Source organism: Conexibacter woesei DSM 14684 (assembly GCF_000025265.1).
In the GTDB taxonomy this organism is placed as follows: domain Bacteria; phylum Actinomycetota; class Thermoleophilia; order Solirubrobacterales; family Solirubrobacteraceae; genus Conexibacter; species Conexibacter woesei.
In genome coordinates this window covers 2,319,109-2,340,593 of sequence record NC_013739.1, presented here as the reverse complement: position 1 = coordinate 2,340,593, position 21,485 = coordinate 2,319,109, and the positions used below count along the sequence as shown (strand labels likewise).

18 protein-coding genes are annotated in these 21,485 nt (G+C 74.5%); 10 read left to right on the top strand and 8 right to left on the bottom strand.

The window, feature by feature from the left end; all coding sequences use genetic code 11:
- Positions 1–12: 12 nt before the first annotated feature.
- Positions 13–393 carry a type II toxin-antitoxin system VapC family toxin gene (locus tag CWOE_RS11090; protein WP_012933700.1) on the bottom strand — a complete coding sequence of 127 codons (381 nt, stop codon included), beginning with the start codon at positions 391–393 and terminating at the stop codon, positions 13–15.
- Positions 390–635 (bottom strand): type II toxin-antitoxin system Phd/YefM family antitoxin, encoded by a 246-nt coding sequence (locus tag CWOE_RS11085; RefSeq protein ID WP_012933699.1) that lies wholly within the window; start codon positions 633–635, stop codon positions 390–392. Before CWOE_RS11085 ends, CWOE_RS11090 begins: the two co-directional genes overlap by 4 nt.
- Before the next feature lie 20 nt (positions 636–655).
- On the opposite strand from CWOE_RS11085, the gene sigJ reads away from it, so the two are divergent.
- A complete protein-coding gene (gene sigJ / locus CWOE_RS11080) occupies positions 656–1,708 on the top strand; it encodes an RNA polymerase sigma factor SigJ (protein WP_236262268.1) in 1,053 nt (350 codons plus the stop codon).
- Positions 1,705–3,885 carry an MMPL family transporter gene (locus tag CWOE_RS11075; RefSeq protein ID WP_012933697.1) on the top strand — a complete coding sequence of 727 codons (2,181 nt, stop codon included), beginning with the start codon at positions 1,705–1,707 and terminating at the stop codon, positions 3,883–3,885. Before sigJ ends, CWOE_RS11075 begins: the two co-directional genes overlap by 4 nt.
- A 33-nt stretch (positions 3,886–3,918) precedes the next feature.
- Here the strand turns inward: CWOE_RS11075 and CWOE_RS11070 are convergent, their stop codons facing one another.
- Both CWOE_RS11070 and CWOE_RS11065 read right to left on the bottom strand, forming a co-directional pair.
- Positions 3,919–4,815, bottom strand: a complete 897-nt coding sequence (locus CWOE_RS11070; RefSeq protein ID WP_012933696.1) for a siderophore-interacting protein — start codon at positions 4,813–4,815, stop codon at positions 3,919–3,921.
- Positions 4,805–5,812, bottom strand: a complete 1,008-nt coding sequence (locus CWOE_RS11065; RefSeq protein WP_012933695.1) for an ABC transporter substrate-binding protein — start codon at positions 5,810–5,812, stop codon at positions 4,805–4,807. The genes CWOE_RS11070 and CWOE_RS11065 overlap by 11 nt, the downstream gene beginning before the upstream one ends.
- 71 nt (positions 5,813–5,883) lie before the next feature.
- Here CWOE_RS11065 and CWOE_RS11060 point away from each other — a divergent pair, with 71 nt between their 5' ends.
- The 6 genes from CWOE_RS11060 (at position 5,884) to CWOE_RS11035 (ending at position 11,844) form a co-directional block, all read left to right on the top strand.
- Complete coding sequence (locus CWOE_RS11060; protein WP_012933694.1) at positions 5,884–6,534, top strand: TetR family transcriptional regulator; 651 nt, start codon at positions 5,884–5,886, stop codon at positions 6,532–6,534.
- A 169-nt stretch (positions 6,535–6,703) separates the two neighbouring features.
- Positions 6,704–7,096 (top strand): RidA family protein, encoded by a 393-nt coding sequence (locus tag CWOE_RS11055; protein WP_012933693.1) that lies wholly within the window; start codon positions 6,704–6,706, stop codon positions 7,094–7,096.
- Between the two features lie 138 nt (positions 7,097–7,234).
- A complete protein-coding gene (locus tag CWOE_RS11050) occupies positions 7,235–8,269 on the top strand; it encodes a sugar ABC transporter substrate-binding protein (RefSeq protein WP_012933692.1) in 1,035 nt (344 codons plus the stop codon).
- Positions 8,266–9,771, top strand: coding sequence for a sugar ABC transporter ATP-binding protein (locus tag CWOE_RS11045; protein ID WP_012933691.1), 1,506 nt, complete (start codon positions 8,266–8,268; stop codon positions 9,769–9,771). The genes CWOE_RS11050 and CWOE_RS11045 overlap by 4 nt, the downstream gene beginning before the upstream one ends.
- Positions 9,768–10,742 carry an ABC transporter permease gene (locus CWOE_RS11040; protein WP_012933690.1) on the top strand — a complete coding sequence of 325 codons (975 nt, stop codon included), beginning with the start codon at positions 9,768–9,770 and terminating at the stop codon, positions 10,740–10,742. The genes CWOE_RS11045 and CWOE_RS11040 overlap by 4 nt, the downstream gene beginning before the upstream one ends.
- A gap of 37 nt (positions 10,743–10,779) precedes the next feature.
- Positions 10,780–11,844, top strand: a complete 1,065-nt coding sequence (locus tag CWOE_RS11035) for a DUF917 domain-containing protein (protein WP_160165500.1) — start codon at positions 10,780–10,782, stop codon at positions 11,842–11,844.
- Here CWOE_RS11035 and CWOE_RS11030 read toward each other — a convergent pair.
- From CWOE_RS11030 to CWOE_RS11015, 4 genes are read right to left on the bottom strand one after another with little or no spacing between them, the layout of a single operon-like run.
- Positions 11,802–12,947, bottom strand: a complete 1,146-nt coding sequence (locus tag CWOE_RS11030) for a DUF917 domain-containing protein (RefSeq protein ID WP_012933688.1) — start codon at positions 12,945–12,947, stop codon at positions 11,802–11,804. The genes CWOE_RS11035 and CWOE_RS11030 overlap by 43 nt on opposite strands.
- Complete coding sequence (locus tag CWOE_RS11025) at positions 12,944–13,714, bottom strand: creatininase family protein (RefSeq protein WP_012933687.1); 771 nt, start codon at positions 13,712–13,714, stop codon at positions 12,944–12,946. The genes CWOE_RS11030 and CWOE_RS11025 overlap by 4 nt, the downstream gene beginning before the upstream one ends.
- Positions 13,711–15,471, bottom strand: a complete 1,761-nt coding sequence (locus CWOE_RS11020; protein WP_012933686.1) for a hydantoinase B/oxoprolinase family protein — start codon at positions 15,469–15,471, stop codon at positions 13,711–13,713. The genes CWOE_RS11025 and CWOE_RS11020 overlap by 4 nt, the downstream gene beginning before the upstream one ends.
- On the bottom strand, positions 15,468–17,540 hold the full coding sequence (locus CWOE_RS11015) for a hydantoinase/oxoprolinase family protein (RefSeq protein ID WP_012933685.1): 2,073 nt from the start codon (positions 17,538–17,540) through the stop codon (positions 15,468–15,470). Before CWOE_RS11015 ends, CWOE_RS11020 begins: the two co-directional genes overlap by 4 nt.
- A 206-nt stretch (positions 17,541–17,746) precedes the next feature.
- Here CWOE_RS11015 and CWOE_RS11010 point away from each other — a divergent pair, with 206 nt between their 5' ends.
- Positions 17,747–19,813 (top strand): hydantoinase/oxoprolinase family protein, encoded by a 2,067-nt coding sequence (locus CWOE_RS11010; protein ID WP_012933684.1) that lies wholly within the window; start codon positions 17,747–17,749, stop codon positions 19,811–19,813.
- Positions 19,800–21,479 carry a hydantoinase B/oxoprolinase family protein gene (locus CWOE_RS11005; RefSeq protein ID WP_012933683.1) on the top strand — a complete coding sequence of 560 codons (1,680 nt, stop codon included), beginning with the start codon at positions 19,800–19,802 and terminating at the stop codon, positions 21,477–21,479. The genes CWOE_RS11010 and CWOE_RS11005 overlap by 14 nt, the downstream gene beginning before the upstream one ends.
- Positions 21,480–21,485 lie beyond the last annotated feature (6 nt).

The window sequence follows — 21,485 nt, the reverse complement described above, 5'->3', positions numbered from 1 at the left end:
CGGGCCGGGTGGCTACGTCAGCGGATCCAGCACCGGGACGTCGTACGCGCGCACGCGCCGATCCGCGCTGAGGAGCGTGTAGCCCTCCTCGCGCGCCTGCGCGATCAGAAGGCGGTCGAAGGGGTCCCGGTGATGCAGCGGCAGCTTCGCGACGGCGAGGCCGTGCGCGGCGGAGAGGCCGAGCATGCGGATGCCCGCGTTCGCGACGTGCGTGTCGAGGTCGTCGGGGACGGTGAGCTTGCCGACCCCGGCCTTGACGCCGATCTCCGCGTACGAGACGACGCTGAACGCCAGCTCCTCCGCGGCTGCGATCGCCGCTCTCGCTCCATCGCCCAACTGCCGCTGCCCACTCAGCTGCCAGAGGACGACGTGCGTGTCGAGCAGCAGCCTCACGCTGGATCGTCGAGGATCTCGTCGAGCTCCGCGTCGGTGAGCTCGAACGCCTCGCCGATCTCGATCGCGCCCGCCAGTGAGCCCTCGGCGGCGAGGAAGCGCCGCCCCGGCTGCACCGGGTCCGCTCTCACGAGCCTCGCCACCGGCACCCCGTCGCGCGCGATCTCGATGTCCTCACCCGCCTCCACGCGGGCGAGCAGCTTCGAGAGATCGGTCTTCGCTTGCCCGACGTTCACGCGCATGCCGCAATCGTAGCATTCGCTTGGCCAAGCTTGACCAAGCTGGCTTTCGGTGCGAGCGCGGTGTCACAACGGCACGCGCTGTCTTGTTTAACGGGCATGAGCACATCGATGACACGCCGGCGGCACGGGGTCGCAGCGGCATGACCGGCATGACCGATCGCGAGCAACTGCTCGAGGAGCTGCGGCCGGTGTCCTTCGCGATCGCGTACCGGATGCTGGGCAGCGTCTCGGAGGCCGAGGACATCGTCCAGGAGGCGCTGCTGCGCGTCCATCGCGCGCTCGACGTCAGCGAAGAGGGCCAGTCGCCGCGCGGTCTCGTGGCGACCGTCACGACGCGGCTGGCGATCAACGAGCTGCGGTCGGCGCGCGCCCGCCGAGAGCGGTACGTCGGCGAATGGCTTCCCGAGCCGATCATCACCGACGGTCGCGACGACCCGGCGCAGCACGCGGAGATGGCCGACTCGCTGTCGCTGGCGCTGCTGGCGCTGCTGGAGAGCCTGTCTCCGGAGCAGCGCGCGGTGCTGCTGCTGCGCGACGTGTTCGACTACGACCACGCGCAGATCGCGCGCATCATCGGCAAGAGCCCGGACAACGTCCGTCAGCTCGCGACGCGAGCACGGCGCCACGTCGAGCAGCGGCGGCCCCGCTTCCAGACGACGCGCGAGGAGCGCGAGGAGCTGGCACGGCGGTTCTTCGAGGCCGCCGAGCACGGCGATCTCGCCGGGCTGGAGGCGCTGCTGGCGCAGGACGTGGTGCTGACCGGCGACGGCGGCGGAAAGGCTCCCGCCCTGGCGCGGGCGCTGCGCGGCCGCAGCCGTGTCGCACGCACGCTGATCAACTACTGGACCAAGTGGGCCTCGCTCGGCGACGGCACCACGCGACTGCAGATCCGGCCGGCGGAGATCAACGGCAGCCCGGGAGCCCTCGCGCTCGACGGCAGCGAGCGGTTGATCGGCGTGGTCGTGCTCGACATCGGTCGCGGCCAGATCCAGGGCGTCAGCTCGATCGCCAACCCCGACAAGCTCGCCCACCTCGGCCCGACGGGCAATCTCGGCTCGCTGCTCGGGCCATGACCCTCACTCAGCCGGACCGAGAGGCGCACACCCGTCCAGCCTCGCGGCAGGGCGTGTTCGTCCGCATCGCGAGCTTCGCCCACCGCCGCCGGTGGCTCGCCGTGATCCTGTGGGTGGCGGTCCTGGTCGGCGTCTGGACCGTCGCGTCGATCGCGGGCGACGACTACCGCAACGACTTCGCGCTGCCGGGAACCGAGTCGCAGCAGGCGGCCGACGTGCTGGCCGAGCACGGCGCCGCCCGCGCCGGGGACACCGTCGAGATCGTTCTGCACGACGACGGCGGCCTGCGCGACCCAGCCGTCGCGCAGCGCGTCGAGGCGATGCTCGACGACGTCGCGGGGCTGCCTCAGGTCGGCCAGGTCCACAGCCTGTACGACGGCGAGGGCGCGATCTCCGAGGACGGCACGATCGGCTACGCCACCGTGGTGCTCGAGACGCCGTCGGAGGACATGCCCAAGGCCGACACCCGGCGCATCTTCGACACCGCCCAGGAGGTCGCGGGCGACGGGCTCCAGGTCGAGCTGGGCGGCGACGCAGCGCGGCGGCTTGCGGAAGGCGGGACCGGCGCCGCGGAGGGCGTGGGCCTGCTGGCCGCGCTCGTCATCCTGGTCCTGATGTTCGGCACGGTCGTCGCCGCCGGGCTGCCGATCGTCATCGCCCTGTTCGCCGTCGGGTCCACGGTCGGCGTCATCGTCGTCGCGTCGCACGTCTTCACGATTGCCGACTGGACGCCGCCGGTGATGAGCCTGGTCGGCCTCGGCGTCGGCATCGACTACGCGCTGCTGATCTTCGCCCGCTACCGCGCCGAGCTGGTGCGCGGCACGGAGCCGGAGGAGGCGACCGTCAACGCGATGGACGCCGCGGGCCGTTCGGTGTGCTTCGCCGGCTGCACCGTCATCCTGGCGCTGCTCGGCCTCGTCGCCTTCGGCCTCGGCTCGCTGCAGGGCATGGCGCTGTCCGTCGCGCTGACCGTGCTGGTGACGATGGTCGCCGCCCTGACCCTGCTGCCTGCGCTGCTCGGCATCTTCGGCCGCCGCTTCGCCCGCCAGTTCACCAGCCGCGCCGAGCGGCGAGCGGCCAATGGCAGAGCCCCCGAAGGCACCGGATGGCGCCGGCTCGCAGCCGTGGTGCAGCGGCGCCCGCTGGTCGCCCTGGTGGCGGCGGCGGTGCTCCTCGGCGCCCTCGCCCTCCCCGCGCTGGGCATGCGGCTCGGCTTCTCCGACGCGGGCAGCGACACGCCGGACAGCACCAGCCGGCAGGCGTACGACCTGCTCTCCGAAGGCTTCGGCCCCGGATTCAACGGCCCGCTGCTGGTCGTGACCGACGGCGGGCCGGACGGTGCCGAGCCGGCCGCCGCCGCGGCGACGCGGGCGCTCAGCGACACCCCGGGCGTCCAGGCCGCCGCGGACCCGGTGCCCACGCCGGACGGCGAGGCCGCGACCGTCCTCGTCTTCCCCGCCTCCGCACCGCAGGACGAGGAGACCTCCGAGCTCGTCGGCACGCTGCGCGACGACGTGCTCCCGGAGCTGTCCGCGCAGACCGGCGCGCAGTACCTCGTCGGCGGACCGACGGCCGCCTCTGAGGACTACGCCGGCAAGATCTCCGACCGGCTGCCGCTGTTCATGGCCATCGTCGTCGGCCTCTCGGTGCTGCTGCTGATGACGGTGTTCCGCTCGCTGCTGATCCCGCTGAAGGCCGCGCTGCTGAACCTGCTCAGCATCGGCGCCGCGCTCGGCGCGATGACGCTCGTGTTCCAGCACGGCTGGTTCGGCGTGGAGCCCGGCCCGATCGAGGCGTATCTGCCCGTGATGGTCTTCGCGATCGTCTTCGGGCTCTCGATGGACTACGAGATCTTCCTGATCTCCCGGATCCACGAGGAGTGGACCCGCTCCGACGACGACCCCTCCCACGCCGTACGGGAGGGGCTGGCCCACACCGGCTCGGTGATCACCGCGGCGGGCGCGATCATGGTCGTGATCTTCGGCGCCTTCATGCTCAGCCCGGAACGGCTGCTCCAGCAGACCGGCTTCGGCATGGCCGTGGCGATCTTCGTCGACGCGGTCATCATCCGCTGCCTGATCGTGCCCGCCGCGATGCAGCTGATGGGCCGCCGCGCCTGGTGGCTCCCGGCACCGCTCGCCCGGCTGCTGCCGGAGGTCCGGCTGGAGCGGCGGTGAGCGCGGCGGGCGATGGCGCACGATGCAGGGCGGTCACTCGAACGCGAGCTGCTGCAGGAGCCCGGGGTCGCCGACATCACGGCCGGCGTCGCGGGCCACGTTGAAGCGCTCCAGCGACGCGTCGAAGTGCGCGTCGCCGTCGCTGCCGCGTTTCCAGTAGCCGCTGGCGTGCAGCGCGTCGGGGTGGACCCGCAGCTCATCGAGCACGACGCGGCGAGCGCGCCGGACGGCCTCCGACTCGGCGCCGATCCAGACCTGGGTCGGCATGCCGAGCGCGACGTCGCGGAGCGCTTCGGCGAGCGTGCCGGGTGCGGCGCCGACGACGTCGAGCCGCGGGTGCGCAGGCAGCAGCGGGAGGTCGGCCGCGTCGAGGTCGACGACGGCGGTCAGGCGCTTGCGCGCCGGGACCGAGCGGATGATCGCCGCGACCGCCGGCAGTGCGCTTGCGTCCCCGACGAGCAGCAGGTGCTCGGCAGCGTCGCAGTCGACGAAGTCGGTGCGCATGCCGGTGAGACTGACCCGATCGCCGACCATGGCGCCGTCCAGCCAGCCGGCGGTCGCGCCGCCCGGCTGCGAGAGGACGTCGAAGGCGAGCGTGCCGGCCTGCGGGTCGGCGTCGACGACCGTGAAGGGCCGCGTCGCCGGCCGGCCGACAGCGGCCGGCCACCGTGCCCGCCCGCGCTCGTCGTAGGTGGGCAGCGGGACCGGAGCGTGCGGCGCCGACGGGAGGTGGAGCTTGAAGGCGTCGGCGGGGCGGGCGTCGCGGTAGGCGCGCAGCCCGTCGCCCTGGAGCCGCACGCGCGTGAACCGCTCGGCGACGCGCTCGACGGCGCGGACGCCGGCGACGGTCAGGAGCAGCCGCGCGCGCCGCTCGTCGATCGCCGCGCGCAACAGCTGCCGCGCCGGGACCGACGTCGTCTCACCGCTCACGCAGCAGCTCCTGGAGCAGGTCGAGCAGCGTCCCGGTCACGGCCGGGTTGGGCGCCAACAGCACCGTCGCCTCGTTGAAGTCGATGAAGCGGATGCCGCCTCGCTCGGTGATGCCGAGGCGCGAGACGACCGGGCCGGCGAGGAACGTCCTCCCCACCGCCGGGGAGGCCACGCCGAGCACGACGTAGTCGGCGGCGTCGAGCAGACCGAGCTTCTCCTCCGAGATCACCGCGATGCCCGGCGCGGCCTGCACCGGGAGCTTGGCGAGCGAGCCGGGCAACCGCATGCCCAGCCGCTCGAACGCGACCGTGCTCGGCGCGGTCGCGGCGACGACGAGGTACGTCGTGCGGGCGGCGTGCTGGCCGAACACGATGCGCTTGCCCTCGAGCTCCCGATGCTCCCGCGCGAACGCGTCGAGCTGCCGGCCGGATCTGGCGATCAGCGCCTCGGCCTGCTCGCTGCGGCCGAGTGCCGCCCCGATCAGGCGGGTGAGGTCGTCGCCGCTGTCCTCCAGCAGGCCCTTGCGATAGGAGATCACGGGCGCGATCTTCGCGAGCGTCTCGTACAGCCTCGAGTAGCTCGGCTGCGCCGTCGTGATGAGGATCAGGTCAGGCCGCAGCGACGCGATCCGCTCGATGTCGGGCTCGATCGCCGGCAGCTTCGCGACCGAGCCCGGCAGCGGCGGATCGACGCCGAGCCACTGTCCGTCGGGGCTGGAGTCGTTGGTCGAGGCGCCGACCAGCTCGGCGCCCAGCGCACGCGCGATCTGCACGTCGGCGGCGCCGAGCGCCACGACCCGTCTGGGCGGGCCGGGAATCGTCGCGGTGCCCTGCGCGTGACGGACGGTGACGGGGAAGGCATCGGCGGCGGCCGCGCTGCTGGCCGTCGTCGACGACCCCGCGGTCGAAGCGGAGCGCGCGTCGTCGCCGCCGCCGCACCCCGCGACGAACAGCGCGGCGCTGAGCAGCGCCAGAAGAGTCGATACGAGACGGGTCATAGTTAGGTCACCCTAACATATTCGAGAATGGCATTCGCGAACAGCATTCGCCATCTCGCTACGCTTGCCCGATGTCGCCCGTTCGCCCCACGCACGACGCCGTCCGTCCGGGCCCCCGACCGCGCCTCAGCCGCGCCGCGATCATCGAGGCGGCGTTGCAGGACGGCATCGAGGACGTGACGATGCAGACCGTCGCGCGCCGGCTGAGCACCTCGCCCTCAGCGCTCTACCGCTACGTCGACAGCCACGAGGAGCTGCTCGCGGCAGCACTCGGGGAGCTGCTGCGCCGGACGCCCCTGCCCTCCGCCGAAACGGGCTGGCGCTCCTTGCTCGAAGCGGAGGCGGCGCTGCTGTGGGACGTGCTCACCAGTCACGCCGGCGTCGCGCTCGCCGACCCGCACCGGCTCGAGACCGTCTCCACCGACCGAATGGTCGCGACCGTCGAGGCACTCCAGGAGCGCGGCCTCAGCGTCGAGGACGCGGTGCTCGCCGTCGACGCCGTCCTCGACCTCGTCCACGACGGCGCCGCGCAGGCAGCGCGACTGCCCGACCCCGGCACTCCCGCCCCGGAGGCGCTGCGCCGGCGCCTCGAAACCTGCCCGCCGGCGACGCGCGCGGCGATCGAGGCGATCGTCGCCGATCCCCACGCACACGTCGAGCGCAAGCTCGCGCTCATTCTCGACGGCCTCCAGGCGCGACTCGACGCCCAAGCGCAGCCGTGACGGCGCTGGAAGGGACCAGCAGACCCGCCTCCAGCCCTTGAGCGTGCAGGTAGGGTGTCGCGCCGAGAGTGCGCGAGCGGGTGTCCTCCTCTCACCCGGTCCCGCCGCCGCCTCTCCCACGACGACCACGCCGGCCGTCCGCGGCCGGCACGCGAAGAGGAGATCCAAGATGACCCAGGACCTGCGCCCTGACGGCCACGTCGCGGCACCGAGCGCGTCGCCCAGCTACTCGGCCGCCGTCCGCAAGGGCGAGCTGATCCTCACCAGCGGCCAGCTCGGCGCCGACCCGCACGGCGCGCCCGTGACGTTCCGCGAGCAGGCGGAGCTCGCGCTCGAGCGGCTGCTGGAAAGCGTCGCCGCGCTCGGCGGCTCCGCCGGCACGCTGCTGAAGGTCACCGCCTACCTGGCGGAGATGGACGACTGGCCGGTCTGGGACGAGGTCTGGCGCGAGCGGCTCCAGCTCGACCCGATGCCGGCGCGGACGACGGTGCAGGTCGGGGCGTTCATCCCGCCGCTGCTGATCGAGCTCGACTGCGTCGCCTACGCCGCCGGGCCTGGGTGATCGCCGGCGCGACCCGTTTCGTGCACGGCGCCCGAGCTGCGCCGGGTCTTTGTGCAACGTGCCGGACATCGCCGCATTCGCCGCTCGTAGCGTGCCACCGCCGGTGAGAGGGCAACGCTGAGGAGAGGAGCACCCCAGATGCGGGCGCAACGGATGCGCGCCGCCGTCGCAGCGACGGTGGCGATTGCGGTGGCCGGATCGGCCGTCGGCTGCGGCAGCAGCGAGGACGGCGGCAGCACAGCCGGGTCGGCGACGACCGCGGAGCGGCCGAGGGTCGCGTTCGTCAACGCGTCGATGGCGAACGCGGTCCTGCAGGCCGCCTATCAGGAGATGCAGCGCGTCGCAGAGGCGGAGGGCGTCGAGCTGACGGCGTTCGACGCCGGATTCGACCCCGCCAAGCAGTTCGCGCAGCTGCAGGACGTCGTCGCGAGCGGGCAGTACGACGGCGTGATCGTCGCGCCGCTCGACGGCAACGGCCTCGTGCCGGGCGTCGAGGCGGCGATCGACGCGGGCCTGAAGGTCGGCTCGCTGAACCAGGCGATCGGCAGCCGGCTCGACACGACCGAGCCGCAGGTCGACGGGATGTCGTTCGCGGTGATCCACCCGCCGGTCACCAGCGGCCGCGACATGGGCCGGCTGACGGTCGAGGCGTGCAGAGACGTCGACCCGTGCGAGGTCGGCTTCCTGTACGGGTCGAAGGCGCTGCCGCTCGGCCAGGCGCTGCGCCAGGGCTGGGACGGCGCCGTCGAGGACAGCCCGAACATCGAGGTCGTCGCCGAGGGCGACGGGAACTTCGACGCGCAGGGCGGCCTGAAGGTCGTGCAGGACTTCCTCCAGGCCCACCCCGGCATCGACGTGATCGTCGGGCCGGACCCGAGCGTCGTCGGCGCCCAGCCGGCGCTCAGCGACGCCGGCAGACTCGGGAAGGTCAAGCTCGTCGGCGGCGGCGGCTCGGCGGCCGCGATCAGACAGATCGCGGCCGGCGAGAACGGCTGGGTCGGGACCGCCGTCGTGCTGCCCAGAAGCGAAGGCAGAGCCGCGATGGAGGCGATGATCGCGGCCGTCCGCGACGGCAAGGCCAGCGGCGGGATCGACCCGTCCGGCGAGATCCCCGGCGGCGCGATGCTGACGAGAGAGAACGCCGCGCGGTTCAGAGGCGAGTTCCCGTCATGAGCGACGCGCCGCACCTGCGCCTGCGGGGGATCGGCCGCTCGTTCGGCGGCGTCGCGGCGCTGCGGGACGTCGACCTCGACGTCGCGCGCGGGACCGTCCACGCGGTCGTCGGAGAGAATGGCGCCGGCAAGTCGACGCTCGGCAAGGTGATCTCCGGGGTGATTGCGCCGGACCGCGGCACGATCGCCGTCGCCGGACGGCGCTGCGCGCCGCGGTCGCCGCGCGAGGCGCTGGCGCTCGGCGTCGCGACGATCGCGCAGGAGGTCGCGCTCGTGCCGCAGCGCTCGGTGCTCGACAACGTGCTGCTCGGCGTCGAGCGCCGGCGCGGCGGGATCGGCGGCGGCGCGGCGGCGCGCTCGCGCTACGAGGCGCTCGTCGAGCGCGTCGGGCTGCGGATCGAGCCGGGGCTGACGGTCGGAGCGCTCGGGCTCGCCGACCAGCAGAAGGTCGAGCTGCTGCGCGCCTTCGCGCGCGACGCGGAGCTGATCGTGCTCGACGAGCCGACCGCGGCGCTGGAGGAGGCCGACCGAGCCGAGCTGGTCGAGGTCGTCCGCCGGCTCGCCCGCGCGGGCACGACGTTCGTGTTCGTCTCGCACTTCCTCGAGGAGGTGCTCGCGGTCGCGGACGCCGTCAGCGTGATGCGCGACGGCCGGCTCGTGCGCACCGCGTCGGCGGCCGGCGAGACGCAGGCCGGACTGATCGAGGCGATGCTCGGCCGGCCGCTGGAGTCGGCGATGCCGCCGCGGACCCGGCCGCGGCGCGACGCCGCCGCCGTCCTGAGCGTCGAGCGCCTGGCGCGCCCGCCGCTGCTGCGAGACGCGACGGTGCACGTGCGCGCCGGCGAGATCGTCGGCTGCGCTGGCCTCGCCGGCAGCGGCCGCAGCGAGCTGGCGCGGGCGATCTTCGGCGCCGACCGCGCGACTGCCGGCACGATCCGCGTCGGCGGCACGCTCCTGCGCGCCCGCCGTCCCGGCGACGCGATGCGGGCCGGCGTCGCGATGGTGCCGGAGCGGCGCAAGGAGGAGGGGCTGCTGATGGGCCGCTCGATCGTCGAGAACGTCTCGCTGCCGCGGCTCGGCGCGTTCAGCCGCTGCGGCGTCCTCGCACGCCGCCGCGAGCGGGCGGACGCGGCGGCTGCGATCGCCGCGCTGGACGTGCGCGCCGCGAGCCCCGACGCGCCCGTCGCGACGCTGTCGGGCGGCAACCAGCAGAAGGTCCTGTTCGCGCGCTGGCTGTGCTGCGAGCCGCGCGTGCTGATCGCCGACGAGCCGACGCGCGGCGTCGACGTCGGCGCCAAGCGCGCGATCTACGACCTGATCGCACGGCTGGCGGCGGACGGGATGGGCGTGCTGCTGATCTCCTCCGAGCTGGAGGAGATCGCCGGGCTCGCCGACCGCGTCTACGTGATGCGGGCCGGGCGCACCGTCGCGGAGCTGACCGGCGGCGACGTCGGCGAGGCCGCGATCGGACGTGCGATGTTCGCCGGGGAGACGCGGCGATGAGCGCCACGGCCCCGGTGCGGGACGCACGCCGCGCGCGGCGGCTGCCGGCGCTCGCGCTCGTCCGCGACTACGGCGTCGTCGTCTGCGCCGGCGTCCTCTTCGTCGTGCTGGCGATGACGAGCGAGCCGTTCCTGACGACCGCCAACCTGCTCAACATCCTCGACCAGCAGGCGCCGGTGCTGATCTGCGCCGCCGCCGGCACGCTGGTGCTGATCGGCGGCGGGCTCGACCTGTCGGTCGGCGCGACGGTCGCGCTGTCGGGCGTCGTGGCGGCGAAGGTCGCGGTCGACGTGAGCCCCGTCCTCGGCCTGCTCGCGGGCGCGGCGACCGGCCTCGCGGTCGGCGCCGTCAACGGGCTGCTGACGACGGCCGGGCGGGTCAACTCGTTCATCGGCACGCTCGCGACGTCGTTCGCGATCCGCGGGCTGGCGGTGCTGATCACCGGCGGACTGCTGGTGACCGTCGACGACCCGGCGTTCACCGGCCTCGGCCGCGCGGAGCTGGGCGGCGTCAAGCTGTCGATCTGGATCGCGCTCGCGGTCGTGCTGGCGGCGTCGTTCCTGCTCGCGCGGACGACGTTCGGCCGCCATCTGCTCGCGAGCGGCGGGAACCCCGAGGCGGCGCGGCTCGCCGGTGTGCGCGTGAACCTCGTGCGCGGCGCGACGTTCGCGATGAGCGGCCTCGCGGCCGGGGTCGGCGGCGTCATCATGGCCTCGCGCGTCGGGACCGGCCAGGCCGACACGGGCGGCGGGATGGAGTTCGCCGTGATCGCCGGCATCGTCGTCGGCGGCACGTCGGTGCTCGGCGGCGACGGCGGTGTCTGGCGCAGCGTCGTCGGCGTCCTCTTCATCGCGATGATCGGCAACGGCTTCAACCTGCTCGGCGTCGACCCGATCTACCAGCAGATCGTCCAGGGGCTGATCATCCTGACCGCGATCGCGGTGGACGGATGGTCGCGGCGACCGCGCTGACCCGAGACGCCGCGACCGGCCTGGCAAGATGACGGGCGTGAGGATCGGCGTCGAGGAGGTCGACCCGCTCGTGCTCGGCTGCACGCTGCTCAGCGCCGGCGGCGGCGGCGTCAGCGAGATGTCGCTCGCCGAGCTGTTCCTGCGCGGCGTGCTCGGCGACGCGGGGACGGTCGACGTCGTCCCCGCGGAGGCGCTCGACGACGACGCGCTGGTGATCCCCGTCGCGCTGGTCGGCTCGCCGACCGCGTTCAGCGAGCAGCTGATCTCCGACGCGCTGCCGCTGCAGCTGAAGATGGCCGTCGAGGAGCACGCGCAGCGCGAGGTGGCCGCCGTGATGCCGTTGCAGATCGCCGGTGTCAACGGGCCCGCAGCCGTCGCGTTCGCCGCGCGGCTGGGGCTCCCGCTCGTCGACGCCGACGGGATGGCGCGCTCCTCCCCCACGCTGCGCCAGGTCTGGATGCACCTCGCCGGGATCGACGTGAGCCCCGTCGTGCTGGTCGGCGAGGAAGGCACCTCCAACGTGCTGCGCGCCCGCACGATCGAGACGATGAACCGGCTCGCCTGGGGCGCGTTCGCGTCGCTGGCGGGCACGGTCGCCTGCGCGATGTTCCTGCTGGACGGCCGCGACGTCGCACGCGCGACGATCCCCGGTTCGGTGTCCGCGGCGATCGAGCTGGGCCGCCGCGTGCGCGGCGCGAACGGGAGCGATCCGGTCGCGGCCGTCGCGGCGGCGCTCGGCGGGCAGGTCGTCGTCCGCGGCAAGATCGTCCACGTGCAGCGGCGCGCCGATCCGCCGTGGGGCGGCGGGTCGATCGTCGTCGAGACCGACCGCGACGAGCGGATCGCGCGCGTCGAGTTCCAGACCGAGAACGTGGCGGTGGTCGAGGACGGCCGCGTGATCGCGACCGTCCCGGACGTGATCGACGTGCTCGACGTCCGCAGCGGCATGCCGGTCCTGCCGGAGCGCTATCGCTACGGCCGCCGCGTCGCGATCGTGGCGGCGCCGACCCATCCCCTCTGGTACGGCGAGCGGGCGCTGGCGACCACGGGGCCGGCGGCCTACGGGCTCGACCTTCCCGCCCGCTCGATCCGGTCGGGCTGACGGATCCCGGCAGCGGCCCCGGCGATCCGCTCGACCGGCACGTGCTCGGCGTCGTAGCCGAAGCGGCGCGGCCCGGCCAGCGCCAGCCCGGCCGGCGTCCGCCAGCGCGCGTCGCACGGGATCCCGAGCACGACGACGCGCTGCCCGCGGCGCACGCGGTCGGCGGCGATCGCCTGTCCGCTGTCGGCGTCGATCAGCGCGATCAGGTCGGGGACGGCCGCGAGCAGTGCGCCGTCGGCACGGCGGACGACGAGGCTCTCGTTCTGGAACGCGACGGTCGCGCGCCGCCCGGCGTCGGCGCCGGCGCCGTCCACGACCGTCTCGCCGACCAGCCAGCCGCGCTCGGAGCGGCGGCGGTCGACGCCGGCGACCGTGCCGCGCAGCAGCGCGAAGCCGCCGGTCGCCGCCAGCACGCCCGGGATCGGGTCGGCACCCGCCGCGACCGCCTCGCGGACGGTGCGGCCGATCCGCTCCGCCAGCGAGATCGTCCCCGCGATGCCGGCGGCGCGCACCTGCGCTCCCGTGACGGGGTAGCCGCAGAACGGCGCGATCCCGCCGAGCTGCGAGACGGCGCCTCCCAGCAGCCGCTCGGTCCAGTCGAGGTCGGCCGCGGTCACGACGACCGCGTTCCCGCGCCCGTCCGCGACCGCCGCGGGCGTGGCGGCGACGCCGTGCAGCGCGAACGTCGTCGGGTCGTTCTGCGGGAACGCCCGGCCGGTCGCGTCGGCGTCGAGCACCGGCAGGCCGGTCCGGGCCGCCAGCGCCAGCGCCGCGGCGGCGCCGCCGACACCGCCGACCTTGAGCGGCAGCAGCGCCGCGACGGGCCGGTCGAGCACGCGGCGCAGCGCGTCGAACGCAGCGACCAGCTCCACGCCGAGCGGGAGCGGAGCGGCGTCCGGGCGCACGGCGCCGACGAGCAGCGGGCAGACGACGAGGTCGTCGTCGGCGAGCGCGTCGCAGCCGGCGAGCGCAGGCGGGCCGAACGCGCGCAGCGCCCGCACCGCCGCGAGCGTCGCGCCACGGGGATCGCCTCCGCCGCCGATCCCCAGCACCGCCGCGCCGCGGGCGACGTCGTGCAACGCGCGCTCGTCGAGCCGCCTCATCGCGCGGCGCGCTCGACCCCGAGCTGCGCGACGAGCCAGTCGGCGACGGTCTCGGCAAGCAGCTCGATCATCGCCCTCCCGGCCGCCGCGGTCGCGCCCGCCGGGCGGCCGAGCACGCCGCTCGCGGCAAACCCGCGCAGGCCCTCGCGGAACATCCGCTCGGCCCAGTCGGGCTCCGACGCGGTGTAGCCCTCGACGTCGTCGAACGGCCGCACCCCCTGCTCGCCGTAGATCGCGAGCGCGACGCTCGTCTCCAACTGCCCGGCGTGCGAGTCGCACGCGACGGGGTCGAGTCCGTGCGCGCGGCCGGCCGCCGTCATCGCCTCCAGGAACGCCCACAGGTCGTCGAAGGCGACCACCGCGAGGTCCGGGTGGCGCTCGCCGCAACGCTGCGCGTACCTGCCGAGGAAGGCGAAGTTGCCGCCGTGGCCGCTGACGAGCGCGACCCGGCGGACGCCCATCCGCGCCAGGCCGGCGAGGTGCGCGTCGAGCACCCCGGCGACCGTCTCCTCGCTGAGGCTGATCGTCCCGGGGAAGCCGAGGTGGTGATCGGAGAGGCCGCACGAGATCACCGGCGTCGCGGCGAGCGGCACCGCGACGCGCGCGCCGACCGCGCGCGTCAGCGCACGCGCGATCTCGGTGTCGGTGCCCATCGGGAGGTGCGGGCCGTGCTGCTCGGTGGCGCCGATCGCGACGAAGCCGACCGCGTCGGCGCCGATCGCCTCGGCCTGCTGCCACGTGATGCGCTCCAGCTCGACGAGGCTCATCCGGCCGCTCCGCGCAGGCGCGCGGTCGCGCGCTCGTCGACCTCCTGCTCGCCGCGCTCACCCGGGACGACCGCGACGCGGTACGTCGCGGCGGCCTCGTCCGCGCTGACGCGGTCGTCGCGCACGTCGGCCGCGACGGTCTCGGGGTCGCGCTCGTGCGGCGGCCCCCACCCGCCGCCGCCGCCCGTCTGCGCCGTGACGACGTCGCCGGCTCCGAGCGGCCCGTAGTAGGTCACGCGCTCGTGCAGCACGTCCTCCGCCGGCCGGCCGGGGTTCACGACGATCCCGCCGGTCGCGCCGGTCCCGCCGCCGAACAGGCCCTTGCCGAGCGGGTCGACGCTGTTCTCGGTGACCGTCTGGAGGAAGATCCCGTCCTCCAGCAGCTCGTACTCGCGCACCAGGCCCGCCCCGCCGCGGAAGCGCCCGGCGCCGGCGCTCGCCGGGTCGACCGCGAAGCGCCGCACGCGCACCGGGTAGCGCGACTCGCACACCTCCACCGGCGTGTTCGTCACGTCGCCGTTGGCGAACAGCATGATCGACGGCCCGTCGCTCGCGGCGCCGGCGCCGTTGCCGCCGCCCATCCCGTCGATCAGCACGAACGGCGCGCCGTCGCGCGGGTCGACGCGCGCCAGCAGCACGCCGACGAGCGGGAAGCCGCCCGCGGGCGCGCGCTCCGGCAGCACCTGCGCGAGCGCGCGGAACGCCAGCTCCTCGATCGCCGTCACGACGTAGCCGTAGGAATCGGTCGGCGACGGCCGCTCCGCGCTGACGACGAGGCCGCCAGGGAGGTCGAACGCGAGCGCGCGAAAGTGGCCCTCGTTGGTGTTGTCGCGCGGCGCCAGCAGCGCCTTCGCGACGACGCGCACGGCGGCGCGCGTGCCGATCGCCGGGACGTTGACCGGGCCGCGCGTCGCCGCGTCCGAGCCCTCGAAGGAGACCCGCAGCTCGTCGCCCGCGATCGTCGCCTGCAAGCGGACGCACGGGTGGACGTCCTTGACGACGCCGTCGTGGTCCATCGCGACCTCGGCGCGGTAGGTGCCGTCCGGCAGCGCGCGGATCTGCTCGCGGATCGCCGCCTCGGTGCGGGCGATCACCGCGCGCATCGCGTCGCGCACGCCGCCCGACCCGTGCCGCTCGCACAGCGCGAGCGTCCGCGCCGCGCCGAGGCGGCACGCGGCGATCTGCGCGTCGAGGTCGCCGAGCACGACCGCCGGCACGCGCACGTTGTGGCGGATCACGTCGATCAGCTCGGTCGGCGTGCCCGCGCGCACCAGGTGCTGGTGGACGAAGCAGAGCCCTTCCTGGTAGGTGTCGGTCGAGTCCGGGCACCAGCCGCCGGGGCTCTTCCCGCCGATGTCAGCCCAGTGCGCCGTCGTCATCGCGAACGCGACCAGCTCGCCCTCCCACACGATCGGGACGTAGACCGACGTGTCGGAGATGTGCGTCCCGGTCGAGAACGGGTCGTTGCAGATCAGCACGTCGCCGTCCGCGAAGCCGTCGGCGCCGTGCCGCTCCAGCGCCGTGGCGACCGTCTCCGAGAGCGCGCCGACGAACAGGCTCTGGCCCGGCGCGTCGCCCCACAGCTCGGCGTCGGCGGAGACGATCCCGACGCCGAAGTCCTGCACCTCGTAGAGCAGCGGGTTGTGCGCCGTCCGCCGCAGCGTCCGGTTCATCTCGAGCGCGATCGAGGCGAACGCGTTGCGGATGATCTCGACGGTGAAGACGTCGAACGTCGTCGTCGCGGGCTGGGTTGTCATGCCGCTGCCTCCTGATGGCGCAGGACGAGGTTGCCGAGCCGGTCGGCCGCCGCCGTCCAGCCCGGGGGGATGAGCGTCGTGGTCGTCCACTCCTCGACCACGGCCGGACCGCTGATCTCGGCGCCGCCGGACAGCTGGTCGCGCTCGTAGACGGGCGTGGAGACGAAGCCGTCGCCTGCGCCGAAGCAGACGTCGCGATGCTCCGCCGGGACCGCGTCGGCGCCGTCGCCCGGCGCCGCCGACACGCTGCGGACCGGCGTGACGAGCCCGTTGGCACGACAGCGGCAGGTGACCAGCTCCAGCGGCGCGTCGTCGGCGCCGTGGCCGTAGAGCTGTTTGTGCGCGGCGACGAAGCGCTCGCGCACGCCGGCGACCAGCTCCCGCGGCCGGTCGAGCCAGCCGGGTTCGACCGCGACGGTGATCGTGTGGTCCTGGCCGGCGTAGCGCGCGTCCGCGCGCAGCGTCACGTCGACCGCCGTCGCCTCGAAGCCGTAGCCGGCGAGCGTCCGCGTCGCCTCGGCGCGCAGCTCGCGCGCGTCGGCGGCGAACGCCGCGGCGGCCTGCTCGTCCAGCAGGCGGGTCTTCGTGCGCGCGACGTCCTCGCGGTAGTCGGAGGTGAGGATGCCCCAGGCGGAGAAGTTCGCGGCCGCGCGCGGGACGACGACGACGGGGACCTCCAGCTCCTGCGCGATCGCGGCGGCGAACATCCCGCCGCCGCCGCCGTAGGAGACCATCGCGAAGTCGCGCGGGTCGAGGCCGCGCTCGACGGTGACGGCGCGGATCGCGTACGTCATGTTCGTCTCGGCGAGCGCCAGCACGCCGCTCGCGGCGGTCTCGACGCCGACGCCGGTCGGCTCGGCGACGTGCGCGGAGATCGCCGTCCGCGCCGCTTCGAGGTCGAGCTGCATGCGCGCTCCGAGGAAGCGCCGGGGATCGATCCGCCCGAGTACGACCTGGCAGTCGGTCACCGTCGGCTCGGTCCCGCCGAGGCCGAAGCAGGCCGGGCCGGGATCGGCGCCGGCGCTGCGTGGGCCGACGGTGACGCCGCCGAGCGCGTCGAGCGACGCGATCGAGCCGCCGCCGGCGCCGATCGAGACGATGTCGATCGCCGAGCCGACGACCGGGCGCCCCTCGACCTCCACCTCGGTGCGCTCGATGATCTCGCCGTCCTCGATCAGCGCCACGTCGTACGTCGTCCCGCCGACGTCGGCGCAGATGACGTTCGGCAGGCCCAGCTCGCGGGCGAGCGCGCGCGCCCCGATCACGCCGCCGGCCGGACCCGACTCGAGCGTGCGGATCGGCTGCAGCGCGGCGCGCTCGCCGGACATCACGCCGCCGTTGGACTGCATCACCGCGAGCGGGCGCCGCAGCCCCCGCTGCCGAAGCGTCTCGGCGAGCGACGAGATGTAGCGGTCCATCAACGGCTGCACATAGGCGTTCAGCACGGCCGTCGAGGTGCGCTCGAACTCGTGCCACTCGTTCGTCGCCTCGACCGACGCCTGCACGCGGATCTGCGGGTGGCGTTCGCGGATCCGCTCGACCGCGCGGCGCTCGTGCGTCGCGTCGACGTACGAGTTGAGGAAGCAGACCGCGATCGACTCGGCGCCTGCGGCGACGAGCGCGTCGGCCTCGCGGTCGACCGCGTCGAGGTCGAGCGGGACGACGACGCTGCCGTCGTGCGCGAGGCGCTCGGGGACCTCGCGGCGCAGGTGGCGCGGCACGAGCGGAGCCGGCGGCCGATAGAGCGGATCGTAGATGTTCGGCCGCGACCCGCGGCCGATCTCCAGCACGTCGCGGAAGCCGCTCGTCGTCAGCAGCCCGACGCGCGCGCCGCGCCGCTGTACGACCGCGTTGATCGCGACCGTCGTGCCGTGGAAGAGGCCGCCGAGCCCGTCGAGCCTGATCGGCAGGCGCTCCAGGCCGGTGACGATCTCCTCGACGAGCCGCGCCGGCGTGGCCGGCTGCTTGTCGACCGTGACGTTCCCGGCCTCGTCGACCGCGACGAAGTCGACGAACGTCCCGCCGACGTCGATCGCGACGCGCGCCGCGCCCGATCCCATCTCTCTCATAGCTGCTCCCATCGACCGAACCTCGTCCGCTGCCGGCGCACGGCCGGCGAGCGGCGAGGCTATGCGCGGGCCGGCCCGCCCAGTTGGGTGCAGCTGACGAAACGACCGTGCCGCTTCGTGCACCGTGCCGAACCGCCTCCGCCTGCGCGGCCGTAGCGTGGCGTCGCCCTCTACGGCAGGGCACGAAGCGAGGAGAGGAGCAGCACGTGCATGCAGGACCCGAGGCCCCGGACGACCGCCCGACGCGCGTCGGCGTCGACGTCGGAGGGACGTTCACCGACCTGATCCTCCACGACCCGCGCAGCGGGCCGCGCGTGGTGAAGGTGCCGACCTCCCCGGCCGCGCCCGAGGACGGCGTGCTGGAGGCGGTCGCGCGCGGCCTGCCACCGGACGCGCTGCACGGCGCGCGGGCGTTCGTGCACGGCACGACCGTCGGGCTCAACGCGCTGCTGACCCGTACGGGCGCCGTCGTCGGCCTGATCACGACGGACGGCTTCCGCGACGTGCTGGAGATCCGCCGCGGCGACCGCGCCGACCCCTACGACCTGCTGTGGCCAGTGCCGGCGCCGCTCGTGCCGCGCCGCCTGCGGATCGGCGTGCGCGAGCGGGTGCTCGCCGACGCGACGGTCCAGCTGCCGCTCGTCGATGACGACGTGCGCGCCGCGTTGGACGTCTTCCGCGCCGAGCGCGTGAGCGCGGTGGCGATCTGCTTCATCAACGGGTACGCGAACCCGGTCAACGAGCTGCGCGCCGCCGAGCTGCTGCGCGCGGCCGGGTTCGACGGCCCGATCGCGCTCTCGCACCAGGTCTCCGGCGAGTACCGCGAGTACGAGCGCACCTCGACGACCGCGGTCGACGCGTTCGTCCAGGGCGTGCTGGGCGGCTACGTCAGCCGGCTCGACGACGGGCTGCGCGCGGCGGGGTTCGGCGGGGACGCGCTGATGACCTGCTCCGGCGGCGGGGCGCTGACGTTCGGCGAGGTCCGCGCGCGGCCGTTCGAGACGATCATGTCGGGGCCTGTCGCCGGAGTCCAGGCGGCGGCGGCGCTCGGCCGGACGCTCGGCCTGCGGTCGGTGATCACGGCGGACGTCGGCGGCACGAGCTTCGACACCAGCCTGATCGACGGCGGCGAGCTGCCGCTGCGCTTCGCGGGCGAGATCGACGGGATGCCGATCCAGGCGCCGTGGGTCGACGTCCGCTCGATCGGCGCCGGCGGCGGCTCGATCGCGCACGTCGACGCGGGCGGGCTGCTGCGCGTCGGACCGCGCAGCGCGGGCTCGGCGCCCGGCCCCGCCTGCTACGGCCGCGGCGGCACCGAGCCGACGGTGACCGACGCGATGGCGCTGCTCGGGATGCTCGGCGCGGGCGTGCTCGCCGGCGGCCTGCGGCTCGACGTCGCGGCGGCGGAGTCGGCGCTCGAGCCGATCTCCGCGCAGCTCGGGCAGTCGGTCGAGGAGGTCGCCCGCGGCATGCTCGCGATCACGGCCGCGCACATGGCCGACGCGATCCGCGAGATCACGGTCGAGCGCGGCGAGGATCCGCGCGAGGCGGCGATCATGGCGTTCGGCGGCGCCGGGCCGCTGTTCGGGACGCTGCTGGCCGACGAGCTGGACGTCGGCACGGTCGTCGTGCCGCCGCTGGCCGGCAACTTCTCGGCGTGGGGCCTGCTCGGGTCCGACCTCGTCCGCAGCGCCGCGCGCACGCGCGTGACGCCGCTGGACGCCGACGGCCTCGCGCGCGTCGGCGAGATCGCCGTCGAGCTGTTCGACGGGCTCGTCGCGGGCGGTGCCGAGGGCGTCCGCGAGGTGCGCCTCGACATGCGCTACGTGGGCCAGGAGCACACGCTCACGATCGAGCTGCCGGCCGCCGCCGCTGGCACCGGGCTCGGGATCGCTCTCGACGCGCTCGCCGACCGCTTCGGGCGAGAGTACGAGCGGACCTTCGGGCACACGATGGCGGCGCGCGTCGAGGTCGTCACCGTGCGCGCGAGCATGCGGCTGGCGCTCGCCGACAGCGACGACGCGCTGCGCGCCCCGGAGGGCGGCGACGCGACCGCGGACGGCACCGCCGAGGCGTACTCGTTCCGGCGCGGCGCGCGTGTGCCGTTCGCGCTCCACCGCCGCGAGAACCTGCCGGCCGGCGCGGAGGTCGCCGGCCCGGCGATCGTCTCCGAGGAGATCACGACGATCTACCTCGACGACGGCTTCCGGCTGCGCGTCGACGACGGCGGCTCCCTGATCGTCACAGGAGGACTCCCCCATGCAGCTCGTTGAGCAGGCCGACCCCGTCACGACCGAGATCGTCCGCCACGGCCTCGGATCGGCCGCCGACCAGATCAAGCGCACGCTGATCCGCACCGCGATGACGCCGATCATCTACGACGTGCTCGACTTCGCGGCGGCGATCTACGACGACCGCTGCCGGATGCTCGCGCAGGCGCCGAGCATCCCCCTGTTCATGGGCACGATGAGCTTCTGCGTCGAGGCGGCTGTGCGACGGGTCGGCGGCCCGGACGCGCTCGAGCCCGGCGACGCGATCCTGATCAACGACCCGTACGAGACCGGCTCGCACCCGCAGGACGCCGCCGTCGTGATGCCGATCTTCATGCCGGACGGGACGCTCGTCGGCTACGCGGCGGTGAAGGCCCACTGGATGGACATCGGCGCGAAGGCGCCGTACTGCACCGACACGACCGACGTCCATCAGGAGGGCACGATCTTCCCGGGCATCCACGTGATGCGGCGCGGCGTCATGCAGGACGACGTCGTGCGGATCGCGCAGGCCAACTCGCGCATGCCGGGCTTCGTCCTCGGCGACCTGAACGCGCAGATCTCCGCCGTCCAGGTCGGCGCCGCGGCGACCGCGCGGCTCGTCGCCCGTTACGGCCTCGACCGCTTCCGCGCCTGCGTCGAGCGGATGTACGACCACGGCGAGGCGGTCGTGCGCCGCTACGTCGAGCGGATCCCCGACGGCCGCTACGTCGGGCGCGGAGAGCTCGACGACGACGGCATCTCCGGCGTGCCGATCCCGTTCCACGTGACGCTGGAGGTCGAGGGGTCGTCGGTGCGGTTCGACTTCAGCGACTGCCCGGGCGTGCAAACCGGCCCGGTCAACTGCCCGATCGCCTCGACCGTCTCCGCCGCGCGCGTCGCGCTGACGATGCTGGCGGGCAACGGCGAGGCGCCGACCGAGGGCCATTTCCGCCCGATCGAGGTCGTCGCACGCCCCGGCTCGATGTTCCACGCGCGGCCGCCCGCCCCCTGCTTCCTCTACGGCTGGCCGGCGATCCAGGCGTGCGACGCGGTGCTGCGAGCGCTCGCCGACGCGGTCCCGGAACTGGTCCCGGCCGGCAGCGGCGGCGACATCTGCGGTGTCGGCTTCTGGGGCGTCGATCAGCGCAGCGGCGAGTTCTGGAGCGACGCGTCGCCGTATCCGATCGGGCAGGGCGCGAGCGTCGGCTCCGACGGCTCCTCGGGTCTGCTGCACTTCGCCGAGGCGGCCACACGCTTCACGCCCGCGGAGGTGCGCGAGGTGCGCTTCCCGGTCGTGCAGGAGCGACTGGAGCTGGCGACCGACTCGGCCGGCGCGGGGCGCCGGCGCGGCGGGCTCGGGCTCGACATCGGCTTCCGGCTGCTGCAGGACGCCGAGCTGATCTCGACGCTCGACCGTACGAAGAACGCGCCGCAGGGGCTCGCCGGTGGCCACGACGCGCGGCCCAACGGCGCGACCGTGGCGTTCCCGGACGGGCGCGTCGAGCCGGTCACGAAGGTGACCGGGCTGCCGGTCCCGGCCGGCACGGTCCTCTCGCTGCTGACCGGCGGCGGCGCCGGCTGCGGCGAGCCGCGGGAGCGCGACGCGAGCGCCGTGCTCGCCGACGTCCGCGAGGGCTACGTCAGCGAGGCGGCGGCGCGGCGCGACTACCCGCACGCGTTCGGCTGAGCGGGC